The organism is Agrococcus sp. UYP10, from assembly GCF_040547205.1.
GTDB classification, from domain to species: domain Bacteria; phylum Actinomycetota; class Actinomycetes; order Actinomycetales; family Microbacteriaceae; genus Agrococcus; species Agrococcus jenensis.
The window spans coordinates 93,336-107,290 of sequence record NZ_JBEPPG010000001.1 but is presented as its reverse complement, the minus strand read 5'-3'; the positions used below and the strand labels follow the sequence as shown (position 1 = coordinate 107,290).

The 13,955-nt window shown below is 75.6% G+C and carries 11 protein-coding genes; 7 read left to right on the top strand and 4 right to left on the bottom strand.

Translation table 11 applies throughout. The annotated features are described in order from the left end of the window. Nucleotides 1-3 precede the first annotated feature (3 nt). The 4 genes from ABIB37_RS00520 (at nt 4) to ABIB37_RS00505 (ending at nt 7,032) form a co-directional block, all read left to right on the top strand. The gene (locus ABIB37_RS00520; protein ID WP_354255351.1) at nt 4-954 is read left to right on the top strand and encodes an AAA family ATPase; all 951 of its coding nucleotides are present in this window, start codon (nt 4-6) and stop codon (nt 952-954) included. A gap of 1 nt (nt 955) precedes the next feature. Then, nucleotides 956-2,134 (top strand): DUF58 domain-containing protein, encoded by a 1,179-nt coding sequence (locus tag ABIB37_RS00515; RefSeq protein WP_354255348.1) that lies wholly within the window; start codon nt 956-958, stop codon nt 2,132-2,134. After that, nucleotides 2,131-4,284: a transglutaminase domain-containing protein gene (locus ABIB37_RS00510; RefSeq protein ID WP_354255345.1), complete on the top strand. Its 2,154-nt coding sequence runs from the start codon at nt 2,131-2,133 to the stop codon at nt 4,282-4,284. The genes ABIB37_RS00515 and ABIB37_RS00510 overlap by 4 nt, the downstream gene beginning before the upstream one ends. A 66-nt stretch (nt 4,285-4,350) precedes the next feature. Then, nucleotides 4,351-7,032, top strand: coding sequence for an FtsK/SpoIIIE domain-containing protein (locus ABIB37_RS00505; protein WP_354255342.1), 2,682 nt, complete (start codon nt 4,351-4,353; stop codon nt 7,030-7,032). Here ABIB37_RS00505 and ald read toward each other — a convergent pair. Both ald and ABIB37_RS00495 read right to left on the bottom strand, forming a co-directional pair. Further along, nucleotides 6,999-8,111: an alanine dehydrogenase gene (gene ald / locus ABIB37_RS00500; RefSeq protein WP_354255339.1), complete on the bottom strand. Its 1,113-nt coding sequence runs from the start codon at nt 8,109-8,111 to the stop codon at nt 6,999-7,001. The two genes, ABIB37_RS00505 and ald, sit on opposite strands and share 34 nt — an antisense overlap. Then, nucleotides 8,111-9,442 carry an aminotransferase class III-fold pyridoxal phosphate-dependent enzyme gene (locus ABIB37_RS00495; protein WP_354255337.1) on the bottom strand — a complete coding sequence of 444 codons (1,332 nt, stop codon included), beginning with the start codon at nt 9,440-9,442 and terminating at the stop codon, nt 8,111-8,113. The genes ald and ABIB37_RS00495 overlap by 1 nt, the downstream gene beginning before the upstream one ends. A 57-nt stretch (nt 9,443-9,499) precedes the next feature. Here ABIB37_RS00495 and ABIB37_RS00490 point away from each other — a divergent pair, with 57 nt between their 5' ends. Beyond that, nucleotides 9,500-9,985 carry an OsmC family protein gene (locus ABIB37_RS00490; protein WP_354255334.1) on the top strand — a complete coding sequence of 162 codons (486 nt, stop codon included), beginning with the start codon at nt 9,500-9,502 and terminating at the stop codon, nt 9,983-9,985. Beyond that, nucleotides 9,985-11,067, top strand: coding sequence for a 1-deoxy-D-xylulose-5-phosphate reductoisomerase (dxr, locus tag ABIB37_RS00485; RefSeq protein WP_354255331.1), 1,083 nt, complete (start codon nt 9,985-9,987; stop codon nt 11,065-11,067). Before ABIB37_RS00490 ends, dxr begins: the two co-directional genes overlap by 1 nt. Nucleotides 11,068-11,069: 2 nt before the next feature. On the opposite strand, the gene ABIB37_RS00480 is transcribed toward dxr, so the two are convergent. Continuing rightward, nucleotides 11,070-11,681, bottom strand: coding sequence for a transglycosylase SLT domain-containing protein (locus ABIB37_RS00480; protein ID WP_354255328.1), 612 nt, complete (start codon nt 11,679-11,681; stop codon nt 11,070-11,072). 46 nt (nt 11,682-11,727) lie between these two features. Between ABIB37_RS00480 and ABIB37_RS00475 the strand changes: the two genes are divergently transcribed. Then, nucleotides 11,728-13,056, top strand: a complete 1,329-nt coding sequence (locus ABIB37_RS00475) for a M50 family metallopeptidase (RefSeq protein WP_354255326.1) — start codon at nt 11,728-11,730, stop codon at nt 13,054-13,056. 5 nt (nt 13,057-13,061) lie between these two features. On the opposite strand, the gene ABIB37_RS00470 is transcribed toward ABIB37_RS00475, so the two are convergent. Continuing rightward, on the bottom strand, nt 13,062-13,886 hold the full coding sequence (locus tag ABIB37_RS00470; protein WP_354255323.1) for a class I SAM-dependent methyltransferase: 825 nt from the start codon (nt 13,884-13,886) through the stop codon (nt 13,062-13,064). Between the last annotated feature and the right edge of the window lie 69 nt (nt 13,887-13,955).

Below are 13,955 nucleotides of genomic sequence, written 5' to 3'. Positions count from 1 at the left end.
CCCGTGGGCGTCGACGTCGCGAGCATCCAGGAGCTGTCCGAGCGAGTGGTCGAGCGGGTCGAGCGGGTGCTCGTCGGCAAGCCGCACGTCGTGCAGCTGTCGCTCACCGCGATGCTGAGCCACGGCCACCTGCTCATCGAGGACAACCCCGGCACCGGCAAGACGTCGCTCGCCCGCGCGCTCGCGGCCTCGATCTCGGGCACGGCGACGCGCATCCAGTTCACGCCCGACCTGCTGCCCGGCGACATCACCGGCGTGAGCGTGTGGAGCCAGGGCGCCGGCGAGTTCGAGTACCGGCAGGGCCCGGTGTTCGCGAACGTGGTGCTCGCCGACGAGATCAACCGCGCGAGCCCCAAGACGCAGTCGGCGCTGCTCGAGGTGATGCAGGAGGGCCGGGTCACGGTCGACGGCGTGCCGCACTCGGTGCCGCAGCCGTTCATGGTGATCGCCACGCAGAACCCGATCGAGCACGCCGGCACCTACGAGCTGCCCGAGGCGCAGCTCGACCGGTTCGCCCTCAAGGCGTCGATCGGCTACCCCGACCACGCGTCGACCCTGCGGATCCTCGCCGACTCGGGCGACGAGGTCTCGCCGGACGACATCCGCCCGGTGACGGATGCGGCGACGGTGCAGACGATGGCGGCCGTCATCCGCGGCGTGCACGTCGAGCCCTCGATCGTCGACTACGTCGCGCGGCTCGTGGAGGCGACGCGCGAGGCCGACGAGGTGCGCCTCGGCGTCTCGGTGCGCGGGGCGCTCGCGCTCGTCCGCACGGCGCGGGCCTGGGCGGCCATCCACGGGCGCGACTACGTGACCCCCGACGACGTCAAGGCGCTCGCGGTGCCCGCGCTCGCGCACCGCCTGGTGCTGCAGCCCGAGGCGGAGTTCGACGACGTCCGGCCCGAGAGCATCGTGCAGCAGCTCATGCTCACCGTGGCGCCGCCCAGGCGCTGACATGCGCTGGCTCGACGGCGCCCTGCGCGCGCTCACCCCGTGGGGGTGGACGCTGCTGGCGACCGTCGTGATGGGCATCGTGCTCGCCCGCACGCTCGGCTGGAGCGAGGCGATCGTCGCGGCCGTCGCGGCCGGATGCCTCATGCTCGGCGCGATCCCGTGGATCGTCGGCGAGCGGTGGGCGCGCGCCAGGATCGGCCTGAGCGCCGAGCGCGTGCCGGTCGGCTCGGAGGCGCTCGCGCTCGTCGAGATCGCCCGTCCGTCGCGCGCCGCGACGCCCCGCCAGGTCGACCTCAACGTGGGCGACGAGGAGGCCGTGCTCGAGATCCCGCCGCTCGAGGTCGGCGCGAGCGTGCTGCGCAGCGTGCCGCTCGACACCTCGAGGCGCGGGCTGCGCACGATCGGCCCGGCCACGATCCTCCGCACCGACCCGTTCGGCGTGCTCGAGCGTCGGCACCACCTGACCGAGACGCGCACGCTCGTCGTGCACCCGCGCGTCGTCCGGCTGCCGGGCGGTGCTGGCGGCATCGTCCGCGACCTCGACGGCGAGGCCGCCGCCGAGCGCACCGCCGACGACGTCTCGTTCCACAGCCTGCGCGAGTACTCGCCGGGCGACGACCGGCGGCTCGTGCACTGGCGCTCGAGCGCGCGGCACGGCACCCTGCTCGTGCGCCAGTTCGAGCCGTCGCGCCGCGCCGACACGCTCATCGTCGTCTCCACCGACCCCTCCGAGTACGACGGCGACGACTTCGAGCTCGCGCTCTCGCTCGTCGGCACGCTCGCGCTCGCCGCGATCGCGGACCGTCGCACCGTGCGCGTCGTCGAGAGCCCCGCGACCGAGCGCGGCGCGGCGCAGCCGATCGACGCCGCCACGCGCGAGCGGCTGCTCGACGCGCTCGCGGTGCTCGAGCCGCGCAGCGCCCACGGCATCGCGCAGGCCTCCCGCGCCTCCCGCGGCGGTGCGCCCGGCAGCGTCGCCTGGCTCATCACCGGATCGACCGTCGCGCCGCGCACGCTCCGCACCGCCGCGAACGGCATGCCGGCGGGCGTGGTGTCGATCGTCGTGCGGGCGGCCGTCGGCGCGGCGCCGGCGCGCTCGCGGCTCGGGGACGCCGATGTCGTGACGGTCGGCGCGATCGAGGACCTCGCCCGCGGCATCCGCCAGTCGAGGTCGCCGTGATCGCCCGCGCACCGGGCGCGGGCCTCGTGATGCTCGCGATCGCCGCCGCGTGCGTGCCGATGTGGTGGATCTTCGGCACGCCCCAGCTCGTCGTCGCGCTCGCCGTGGCGCTGCTCGTCGGCGCCGCGATCGCGGCGGTCGGCGCCTTGCGCCGCTGGAGCAAGGCGCTGCTCGCGACCATGGGCGTCGTCGCGCTCGCGCTGCTGGCGGTGCCGCTCACCGCCCCGCAGCGCATCCCGCGCGGCGAGTGGCTGCCCGCCTTCGCCGACGCGAGCGCCGCGCTCGTGCTCGCCTGGCGGCGGCTGCTCACGATCGGCCTGCCCGTCGGCACGGGCGACTCGCTGCTCATGGCGCCGATCGTGCTCGTGCTCGCGGGCACGATCGTCGCGGTCACGCTCGCGCTGCGATCGCGCCGCGCGGAGGCCGCGGCGCTCGTGCCGGCGCTCCTCGCCATCTGGGCGATCCTCTGGGGACCGACCGACCTGCCCGCGCCCTGGCTCACGGGACTGCTGACGATCGTGCCGATCACGGCGTACGTGACGGTCGTGCGGCAGGCCCGCCGCCGCAGCCGGGCGCCGCGCGCCCTGTCATCGCTCGCGCGCCGCGTCGGTGCCGGTGCGCTCGTCGCGCTGCTCGCGGGCGGAGGCGGGGCGGCGGCGGGCGCCCTGCTGCCGCTGCCCGAGCGCGTGGTGCTGCGCGGCGACAGCGCGTCGTCGGTGACGCTCGAGGGCGCCTCGCCGCTCTCGGGCTACCGCGCGAACTGGGCGGTCGACGCGCGCGAGGCCACGCAGCTGACCGCGACGGGGCTCGAGGCGGGCGACCGCATCCGCGTCGCCGCGCTCGACGACTACGACGGCGAGGTGCTCGGCGTCGGACGGGCCGCCTTCGAGCGCGTCGCGAGCGCCGAGGAGGGGCGGGGCCGCATCGTCGGCATCACGATCGGCGAGCTGCGCGGCCCGTGGCTGCCGAGCGTCGGCGTGGCGTCGGGGATCCGGTTCGTCGGCCCGCGCTCCGACCTGCTCGCCTCCGGGCTCCACCGCGACGCGGCGCTCGGCGCGCTCGTCGTGGCCCCGGGGCTCGGCGCCGGCGACGGCTACCAGCTGCTCGTCGAGCCGGGCACGCCGGTGGTCGCGGGCGAGGGCGTGGCGGCGCTCGAGCCCGCCGATCCCGCGCAGGGCTCCGAGGTGCTCCCGGACGCGATGCTCGAGGCGCTCGCCTCGTGGACGGGCGAGGCGAGCACGCAGGGCGAACGGCTCGCCGCCATGGTCGACGGCCTCCGGGCCGCGGGCTACGTCAGCCACGGCGTGCTCGAGGAGGAGGCGCCGTCGCGCCCCGGCCACTCGCTCGAGCGGCTCGAGGAGCTGTTCCGCGAGCCGATGATCGGCGACGCCGAGCAGTACGCGACGGCCGCGATGCTGCTCGCCCGGCAGCTCGGCTTCGACGCGCGCGTCGTGGTCGGCTACACGCCCGACGTGGTCGAGGCCGGCGTGCCGACCGTCGTCCGCGGCGCCGACGCGGATGCCTGGATCGAGGTGCGCACCACCTCCGGCTGGGTCGGCATCGACGTGGTGGCGGACGAGCGGCCCATCCCCGAGGAGGAGGACGGCGCGCCGTCGGTCGTCGAGGAGCCGCCCGCGCAGCAGGCGCCGGTGCCGGCCCCGGGAGGGCAGGAGCAGGGCGCCGACCCCGCGGCGCCGAGCGCGCCGCAGGACACCGGCGACCCGGCCTCGCGGCTGCTGGCCGTGCTCGGCGCCGGCGCCGCCGTGCTGGGGCTGCTCGCCCTCGTCGCGGCGCTGCCCGTCGGACTCGTCGTCGCGAAGGTCGTGCGCCGCCGGAGGCGGCGGCGCGCGGACGCGCCGCGCGACCGCGCAGAGGGGGCATGGACCGAGCTCGTCGATCGGCTGCGCGACCGCGGCGAGCCGCCGCAGCCCGACGGCACGCGGCTCGAGCAGGCGGCCGCCGACGAGCGGATGCGCGAGCTCGCCGCCCGCGTCGACCGGGCGGTCTTCGCCGCGGCGCCGCCGACCGACGCCGAGGTGGACGACGCGTGGCGGCTGAGCGACGACGTGCTCGCCGCCCGCGACGCCGGCGCGGGCAGGCTGCGCCCGCTGCTCGCGAGCCTCAACCCGGCGTCGCTCGTGGGCCGCTGAGGCCGCTCTCCACAGGGTCGGGACGGCCGACGACGGCATGCCCGTCGCGGCGGCCATCCTGCCGGCATGGAGACGCGCATCGCCCTGCCGCGGGCACCGTCGGAGCCCGAGCCCGCGTCGTTCCCGCTGCTCGCGAGCCTCGCCCCGGTGCTCGGCGCCGGCGCGCTCTGGCTGCTGCTGCAGACGCCGACGGTGCTCGTGCTCGCGCTCCTCGGCCCCGTGATCGCGCTCGCGAGCCTCGGCGACGGGCGACGCGTGCGGCGCCGGCGTCGGCGGCGCGAGGAGGAGCGCTGGCGCGCGGAGCTCGCCGCGGTCGCCGACCGGGTCGATGCCGCGCTCGACGAGCGGCGTGCGGCGCTCGCCCGCGCGCATCCGGGACCTCGCGCGCTCGCGGCGCGGCCCGCGCACGATCCGCACCGCTGGCGGGCGGCGGCGGGCGATGCCGGCCTCCCGATCGTGCTCGGCATGGGCGCGCTGCCCTCGGGCGTCGCCGTCGACGGCGAGGTGCCCGCGAGCGACCGGCTCGTGCGCAGCATCGGCGCCGCGGCCGAGGCCGAGCGGCTGCGCTCCGCCGCCGCCACGCTGCTCGGACCGGTGCTCGTCGACTCCAGCGAGGGCGTCGGGCTCGTCGGGCCAGCGCCCGTCGCCCTCGCGGTCGCTCGAGCCGCGGTCGTGCAGCTGCTCGAGGCCGTGCCGCCGGATGCCGCGGCGCTCATCGCGCCGGACGACCCGGCCTGGGACTGGCTCGCGGCGGCACCGCACCAGCTCCACCGCGAGCCGGGCGCGACCGTGCGGTTCGTGGGCGAGGGGCTCGAGGCGACGGTGGCGATCGCACCGGTGGCGTCGGCACTGCCGCGCGAGTGCCGCGTCGTGGTGCACGTCGCGCTCGACCGCGCGCGGCTGCGTCCGCCGGGTTCCGGCGACCGCACGTGCGCTCCGGTGGCGCTCGCCGAGCGGGAGGCGGCGGCCGCGGTCGCGCTGCTCGCGCGTGCCGCGGCGCACGCGGGCATCCGTGGTGCGGGCGGAACCGGGCGCGTCGAGCTCGAGGCCCTGCCGGTCGCGACCGGCGGGCTCGCCGCGATCTTCCTCGCCGACGACGCGCCGGTCGAGCTCGACCTCGTGCGCGACGGACCGCACGCCGTCGTCGGCGGCACGACCGGCTCGGGCAAGAGCGAGCTGCTGCTCGCCTGGGTCGCCGCCATGGCGACGGGCAGGTCGACCGCCGAGGTCGCGTTCCTGCTCGTCGACTTCAAGGGCGGCGCCTCGTTCGCGCCGATCGCGGCGCTCGCGCACTGCGTCGGCGTCATGACCGACCTCGACGAGGCGGGCGCGAGGCGCGCGATCGAGAGCCTGCGGGCCGAGCTCCGGCGGCGGGAGCGGATGCTCGCGGCCCAGGGGGCGCGTGCGGTCGACGAGGCGGCGGGGCTCGGGCGGCTCGTGATCGTCGTCGACGAGTTCGCGGCGATGCTGCAGGAGCTGCCCGACCTGCACCGGCTGTTCGTCGACCTCGCCGCGCGCGGTCGCTCGCTCGGCGTGCACCTCGTGCTGTGCACGCAGCGCCCCGCCGAGGCCGTGCGCGACGCACTGCTCGCGAACTGCGGCATCCGGATCTCGCTGCGGGTGACCGAGCCGCACGACGCGCTCGCGATCACCGGCACCGCCGAGGCGGCCGCGATCCCGCTCGAGGCGCGCGGACGATGCGTCGTCCGCGTGAGCGGCGGCGCGACGCGCACGGCGCAGGCGGCCATCGCCTCCCCGGCGCACCTCGCGCGGCTCGTCGACGCTGCTGCCGGGCAGCCGCGCCCGCCGCGGCCGTGGTGCGAGCCGCTGCCCGAGCGGCTCCCGCTCGCGGCCGTGCCGGGGGACGGCATCCGCCTCGGGCTCGTCGACCTGCCGGCCGAGCAGCGCGTCGCCCCTGCCCGGTGGCTGCCCGCGACCGACGGGCCGCTGCTCGCGATCGGCGGCGCGGCGAGCGGCAGGACGGGGCTCGCCGACCTGCTCGCGACGCAGCTCGGCTGCCCGGTCGTCGACCGCGAGGATGCGCTCTGGGACGCGCTGTGGGAGCCGCAGACGGAGCGCGCGGTCGCCGCGCCGCTCGTCGTCGACGACCTCGACCTGCAGCTCGCCCGGCTGGGGGAGGAGCAGCAGGCGATCGTCGTGCAGCTGCTCGCGCGCAGGATGCGCGAGGGGGCGCCGGTCGCGCTCACCGCGCGGCGCGCCTCGAGCGCGATGGGGCAGCTCGCGCCGCTCGCCGAGCTGCGCATCCTGCTGCGGATCGCCAGCCGCCAGGAGCACGTCGTGGCGGGCGGCGCCGGCGCGCTGCACGACGGCACGCTGCCGCCCGGGGCGGGCTGGCTGCGCGACGAGCGCATCCAGCTCGCGATCGCGGAGGGGCGGGCGCCGCGCCGGGCGCCGCGCTCGGTGCCGATGCCGACCGGCCGCGCTGCGATCGTGCTCGGGCCGGCCGCGGCGATGCCGGCGATCGCCCGCGAGGCGGCGCGGCCAGGCCAGCCCGGCGACGTCGTCGCGGGCACCGTCGCCGAGTGGGAGGCGGCGTGGGGCGAGCTCGACCGGCTGCGGCTCGACCGGCCGGTCGTCGTGCTCGGCGTCGACGAGCGGCAGCTCCGACAGGTGCTGCGCAACGCGCCGCCGGCACCGCCGATGCGCGGAGCACCTGCATGGGTGCTCGCCGACGGTCGCCTCGAGCGGCTGCGCTACCCGAGCAGCGAGGCGACCGGCACGGCCTGAGCGCCGAGCGACGAGGCGACGCCCGGGTGGACGACCTGCCCGCCGCTCGTGTTGAGGCCCTGCGCGAGACCGGCATCCGCCCGCAGCGCCTCGCGCCAGCCGAGGTCGGCGATCCGCGTGGTCGCCGCGAGCGTCGCGTTCGTGAGCGCCGACGTCGAGGTGCGCGGCACCGCGCCCGGCAGGTTCGCGACGCACGCGAACACCGAGCCGTGCACGCGGAACGTCGGCTCGCGGTGCGTCGTCGGCCGCGAGTCGGCGAAGCAGCCGCCCTGGTCGATCGCGATGTCGACGAGCACCGAGCCGGGGCGCATGCCCTCGACCATCGCGCTCGTGACGAGCTTGGGCGCCTTCGCCCCGGGGATGAGCACCGAGCCGATGACGAGGTCGGCGTCGGCGACCGACTCGGCCACGGTGACGAGGTTGGAGTGCAGCGTCTGCACCCGTCCGCCGTAGACGACGTCGAACTGGCGCAGCCGCGGCAGCGAGACGTCGAGCACGGTGACGCGCGAGCCGAGGCCGACCGCCATCTCGACGGCCGCGGTGCCGGCGACGCCGCCGCCCAGCACGACGGTGTGACCCGCGCGCGTGCCCGGCACGCCGCCGAGCAGCAGCCCGGCGCCGCCCGCCGGCGCGGTGAGGAGCGACGCGCCCTGCGTGACCGAGAGGCGGCCGGCGACCTCGCTCATCGGCGCGAGCAGCGGCAGCGACCCGTCGGGCGCGCGCACCGTCTCGTAGGCGATCGCGGTCGTGCCGCGCTCGAGCAGCGCCTGCGCGAGCTCGGGGGACGCCGCGAGGTGCAGGTAGGTGAAGAGGGTCAGGTCGTCGCGCAGGAAGCCGAGCTCCGCGGGCGTCGGCTCCTTGACCTTCACGACGAGCTCCGAGGCCCACGCCTCGGCGGCCGTCGCGACGGTGCGCGCGCCGGCCGCGACGTAGGCCTCGTCCGGGATCCCGCTGCCGAGGCCCGCGCCGGCCTCGACGACGACCTCGTGGCCACGGGCGACGAGCTCCGCCGCACCGGCTGGCGTCAGCGCGACGCGCGCCTCGTCGGCCTTGGTCTCGCGCGGGACCCCGACGAGCATCACACGGACTTCGTCGAGGCGATCGCGCGGCCGATGACGTCGACGGCCTCGCGCAGCTGGTCGTCGGTGATCTTCAGGCTCGGCAGGAAGCGCAGCACGTTGTAGTCGGTGCCGGCCGTGAGCACGAGCACGCCGTCGAGGCCCGCCGCCTGCGAGATCGGCGCGGTCGGGATGGGCGCGCCCGACTCGGGGTCGATGAACTCGATCGCGAGCATCGCGCCGCGACCGCGCACCTCGATGATCTCGGGGTGCTGCTCGGCGAGGCCGTCGAGCAGCGGGCGCAGGACGCGCTCGATGCGCTGCGCCTCGGCGTTGAGGTCGTTCGCCTCGATCTGCTCGAAGACCGCGACCGCCGCGGCGCACGCGACCGGGTTGCCGCCGAACGTGCCGCCGATGCCGCCGACGTGCACGGAGTCCATGATCTCGGCGCGGCCGGTGACGCCGGCGAGCGGCAGGCCGCCCGCGATGCCCTTCGCCGAGAGCACCATGTCGGGCACCCAGCCCAGCTGCTCGGAGGCGAACGTCGTGCCAGTGCGGCAGATGCCGGACTGCACCTCGTCGGCGATCATCACGACGCCGTTCGCGGTGCACCACTCCTGCATCGCAGGCAGGTAGCCGTCGGCGGGCACGATGAAGCCGCCCTCGCCCTGGATGGGCTCGATGACGAGGCACGCGAGGTCGGAGACGCCGACGTGCTTCTCGAGGTAGTACTGGGTGCGCTCGGCGGCCTCGACGCCGTCGAGCTGGTCCTGCAGCGGGTAGGAGCCGGGCGCGTGGAAGATGTCGGACGCGAGCGGGCCCATGCCGGTCGCGTACGGGGCCGGCTTGTAGTTCATGGTCATCGTCAGGTTCGTGCGGCCGTGGTAGCCGTGCTCGACGACGGCGACCGCGCGGCGGCCGGTGAACTTGCGGGCGACCTTGACGCCGTTCTCGACGGCCTCCGAGCCGGAGTTGACGAAGAACGTCTTCTTGTCATGGTCGCCGGGGGTGTGCGCGGCGAGGTACTCGGCGACGCGCACATAGGACTCGTAGGGCGTGGTGCCGAACAGCGAGTGCGTGAGCTTGCCGACCTGCTCGCGCACGGCAGCGACGACGGCGTCGTTCGTGTGGCCGACGGTGGTCACGCCGATGCCGCAGCCGAGGTCGATGAAGCGGTTGCCGTCGACGTCGGTGATGATCGCGTCGTGCGCGGACTCGATGAAGACGGGCAGCTGGTGGGGGATGCCCTGCGGCACCGCCTTGGCCTTGCGCTCGAGCAGCGCGCGGCTCTTCGGGCCGGGGATCTCGGTGACGACGGAGCGGGACGGCGCGGAGATGGCGATGTCGGTCATGCGCTCGATCCTACGCCGGGCAGCGAGCCGGGAGCGTGCGACGCCTACGCTGATGCCATGCCGATGCAGCACGCCTACGCCGTCGAGGTCGAGTGGACCGGGGCCGGCGACGAGGGCACGAGGACGTACCGCTCCTACGCGCGCGACCACGTCGTCCGCATCGACGGGCTCCCCGACATCCTCGGCTCCGCCGACAAGACCTTCCGCGGCGATCGCGGGCGCCACAACCCCGAGCAGCTGCTGCTGGCCGCGCTCGCGCAGTGCCACATGCTCTCCTACCTGCACCAGGCGGCGAGCCGCGGCATCGTCGTCACCGCCTACCGCGACGCCGCGACCGGCACGATGGTGACCGAGGGCTCCGGAGGCCGCTTCACGGAGGCCGTGCTGCACCCGGTCGTGACGATCACCGACGCCGCGCGGGCGGCGGATGCGCTCGACGCGCACGGGCAGGCCGGCCGCGACTGCTTCATCGCCTCGTCCGTCGCCTTCCCGGTGCTGCACGAGCCCACCATCCTCGTCGCGGGCGAGCAGGGGGAGCGCTGATGCGCCGCCGCGTCATCATCCTCGGCTCGACCGGCTCGATCGGCACCCAGACGCTCGACGTCATCCGCGCCAACCCGGACCGCTTCGAGGTCGTCGGGCTCGTCGCCGGCAGCGACCGGGCGGGGCTCGAGGCGCAGCAGGCGGCCTTCGGCGGCGAGGCGGCCCTCGGCGCCGACGCGGCCGTCACGATGATCGAGTCGGTCGACTGCGACGTCGTCGTCAACGGCATCACCGGCTCGGTCGGGCTCGCGCCCACGCTCGCCGCGCTCGACGCCGGCAGGACGCTCGCGCTCGCGAACAAGGAGTCGCTCATCGCCGGCGGCGACCTCGTCATGCGGCGGGCCGCGCCCGGCCAGATCGTGCCGGTCGACTCCGAGCACTCCGCCATCGCCCAGTGCCTGCGCGCGGGCGACCACGGGGAGGTGCGTCGCCTCGTGCTGACGGCATCCGGGGGGCCGTTCCGCGGCTGGTCCCGCGAGCGGATGGCCGACGTCGACCCGGCGGAGGCGCTCGCCCACCCCACGTGGGACATGGGGCCGATGGTGACGACGAACTCCGCGACGCTCGTGAACAAGGGACTCGAGGTGATCGAGGCGCACCTGCTGTTCGACGTCCCGCTCGCGCGGATCGACGTGACGGTGCACCCGCAGTCAATCGTGCACTCGATGGTCGAGTTCGCCGACGGCTCGACGATCGCGCAGGCCTCGCCGCCCGACATGCGGCTGCCCATCTCGCTCGGCCTCGACTGGCCGCACCGGGTGCCCGGCGTCGGGGTGCCGCTCGACTGGACGACCGCCTCGAGCTGGACGTTCGAGCCGCTCGACGAGACCGCCTTCCCCGCGGTGGCGCTCGCGAAGCGGGTCGGGCAGCTCGGCTCCACCTACCCGGCCGTCTTCAACGCCGCGAACGAGCAGGCGGTGCACGCCTTCCACGCCGGCGAGATCGGGTTCCTCGACATCATCCCCGCGATCGAGCGGGTGCTCGAGCAGCACGAGCCCGGCGATCTGACGCTCGAGCTCGTCCTGCAGGCGGAGCGCTGGGCTCGCCGCGTCGCCGACGACGTCTGCGGCGTCGGCCGGTAGCCCTAGGCCCGCTCGACGACCACTACGACGCCCGCCCGGTCGATCGCCGCGACCACCTCGGCCGCGTCGTCCCACCAGCGGGCGTAGTGGTTGGGATCGCGGTTGATCTGCACCGCGTGCGCGACGAGCGTCGGCTCCATCGCGTCGCGCCCGCCGACCTCCGCGAGCGCTCGGTAGAAGAGCACGGCCGAGCCGTAGGCGTCCATGCGCACCTCGTAGGGCCCCCACGGGTCGCGCTGCTGGAACAGGCCGCGCGAGTCGGGGCCGGCGTCGTCGCCGCGGTTGAGCACCCGCAGGCTCGACTCGCCCATCGCGGTCATCACCGCGACCTGCACGTCGCGCTCGGTCATGCCGAGGTCGCGGCCGGCGCGCATCACGATCGCCGCGTGCTCGAGCTGCTCGCCGCTCCACGACCCGACGGGCCCGGGCACGCCGCCCTCGACGGTCGCCGTCTGCCGGACCGGGTCGGTGTCCGGCCGGGTCATGATCCAGGCCAGCAGCAGCACGAGCGCGAGGCCGACCACGCCGAGCACGATGCCGCGGCCGTCGGATGCCTGCTTGGGGATGCGCTCGGCGACCGCCGTCGCGCCGGTCGATGCTGGGCCGCCTGCCATGCGCCACAGCGTAGGGACATCGGCTATGCGGCTAGCCTGAGCGGCGATGGAACCCGTGCTGCTCTACATCGTCGGCGTGCTCGTCGTCGTCATCGGCCTCGCCGTCTCGATCGGCCTGCACGAGCTGGGCCACCTGTGGCCCGCGAAGGCGTTCGGCGTGCGCGTTGGCCAGTGGATGATCGGCTTCGGCCCGACGCTCTTCTCGTTCCGCAAGGGCGAGACGGAGTACGGCGTCAAGGCCATCCCGCTCGGCGGCTACATCTCGATGTCGGGCATGTTCCCGCCGCTGCGGCCGGGCGGGGAGTCGCGCGACGCCTCGACCGGGTTCCTCGACACGCTCGTGCAGGACGCGCGCGACTCGAGCGCCGAGACGATCCACGAGGGCGAGGAGCACCGGGCCTTCTGGCGGCTCGCGACCTGGAAGCGCATCGTCATCATGCTCGGCGGACCGACCATGAACCTGCTGCTCGCGACCGTGCTCTACGCGCTCGTGCTGTGCGGGTTCGGCATCGCCGTGCCGTCGACGACCGTCTCGGCGGTCTCGGAGTGCGTGATCTCGGCGACCGAGGAGCGCACCGAGTGCGCGGCCGGCGATCCCGAGGCGCCCGGCGCGGCCGCCGGCATGCTGCCGGGCGACACGATCGTGCGCATCGACGGGAAGCCCGTCGCCGGCTGGGCCGACGTGCAGGCCGCGATCCGGGACCGCGCCGGCGTCGCGACGTCGTTCGACATCGAGCGCGACGGTCGCGAGCTCGCGCTCGAGGTCACGCCGCTCGCCACCGAGCGCTACGTCTTCGACGACCGCGGCGAGCGCGTCGAGTCGGGCGGCGCCCCGGTCACCGAGACCATCGGCTTCGTCGGCGTCGGGCCGCTCTACGTCATCGAGCAGCAGCCCGCATCCGCCGTGCTCCCCGCCGTCGGCGACAACGTCGTGCGCGTCGGCGAGCTCATCCTCAACCTGCCGCAGCGGCTCATCGACGTCGCCGAGGCCGCGTTCGGGCCGGGGGAGCGCGACCCGAACGGCCCCATGTCGGTCGTCGGCGTCGGGCGCATGGCCGGCGAGATCGCCGCGCTCGACCAGGTGCCGGTGCTCGAGCGCGTGAGCGCGATGGTGCAGCTGCTCGCGAGCCTCAACGTGGCGCTCTTCGTCTTCAACCTCATCCCGCTCATGCCGCTCGACGGCGGCCACGTGCTGGGCGCCATCGTCGACGCCGTGCGCCGCGGGTGGGCGCGGCTGCGCGGCACGGTCGCGAAGCCGCTCGACACCGCGAAGTGGGTGCCGGTGACACTCGTCGTCACCGGCGTGCTCGGCGTCATGAGCGCGCTGCTCATCTACGCCGACATCGTCAAGCCGATCAGCGTCTTCGGCGGCTAGCCCTCCTACGCGCTGCGGGTGCCGACCGCGATCAGGTACTCCTTCTCGAACCGGGCGCGGCCGTCCGAGCCGCGATCCCACTCGTCGCAGAACGCGTCGAGGGCGGCGTCGAACTCCTCTGCCCTGCCCTCGCGCTCGGCGTTCGCGCGGGCCGCGATCGTCGGGCCGTAGTTGGCCTTGAAGTGCACGGCGTAGTCGCGCGGCTGCGCGAAGGCGGTGATCTCGAGCGTGTCGCGCTCGAGCGTGTGGAACCGGACTCGGTCGCCGAACAGCTCGGCGAGGTGCGCCTCGCTGCCCCAGAGTGGCGGGGGCTGCGCGCCCGGGGGCGGCGGCGCCGCGAACGGCTTCATCGTGCGGAAGAGCGCACCGAGCATCCCCTCCGGTGTCCAGCTCAGCAGCGCGACGGTGCCGCCGGGCGCGCACACGCGCACGAGCTCGTCGGCCGCCGCCTGGTGGTGCGGGGCGAACATGACGCCGATCGACGACATGACGACGTCGAACGACGCGTCCGCGAACGGCAGGCGCTCGGCGTCGGCCTCCACCCACGCGAGCTGCAGCCCGGCCTCCTCGGCACGGCGGCGGCCGGCCTCGAGCAGCTCGGGCGTGAGGTCGCTCGCCCTCACCTCGGCGCCGGCGGCGGCCGCGGGGAGCGACGCGTTGCCGGTGCCGGCCGCGACGTCGAGCACGCGCGTGCCGGCCACGATGCCCGCTGCGGCGACAAGCCGCGGCCCGAGGGGCAGCAGGAACGTCTCGACCATGGTCGGGTAGTCGCCCGAGGCCCACATCGTCCGATGCTTGGCCTTGAGCGCCTGATCATCCGGTTCGGGCACCATCCGCATCCTCCATCCCGTCGCCGCGAGCGGCAGGGGCTGCGGTGCAGCGGGCTCGTGGGCACCGCC

Excerpts from the sequence above, each read along its gene's own strand:
- ABIB37_RS00475 (WP_354255326.1), top strand. The coding sequence starts at position 11,728 with ATGGAACCCGTGCTGCTCTACATCGTCGGCGTGCTCGTCGTCGTCATC.
- ABIB37_RS00490 (WP_354255334.1), top strand. The coding sequence starts at position 9,500 with ATGCCGATGCAGCACGCCTACGCCGTCGAGGTCGAGTGGACCGGGGCC.
- ABIB37_RS00495 (WP_354255337.1), bottom strand. The coding sequence starts at position 9,442 with ATGACCGACATCGCCATCTCCGCGCCGTCCCGCTCCGTCGTCACCGAG.
- ABIB37_RS00515 (WP_354255348.1), top strand. The coding sequence starts at position 956 with ATGCGCTGGCTCGACGGCGCCCTGCGCGCGCTCACCCCGTGGGGGTGG.
- ABIB37_RS00480 (WP_354255328.1), bottom strand. The coding sequence starts at position 11,681 with ATGGCAGGCGGCCCAGCATCGACCGGCGCGACGGCGGTCGCCGAGCGC.
- ABIB37_RS00505 (WP_354255342.1), top strand. The coding sequence starts at position 4,351 with ATGGAGACGCGCATCGCCCTGCCGCGGGCACCGTCGGAGCCCGAGCCC.
- dxr (WP_354255331.1), top strand. The coding sequence starts at position 9,985 with ATGCGCCGCCGCGTCATCATCCTCGGCTCGACCGGCTCGATCGGCACC.
- ald (WP_354255339.1), bottom strand. The coding sequence starts at position 8,111 with ATGCTCGTCGGGGTCCCGCGCGAGACCAAGGCCGACGAGGCGCGCGTC.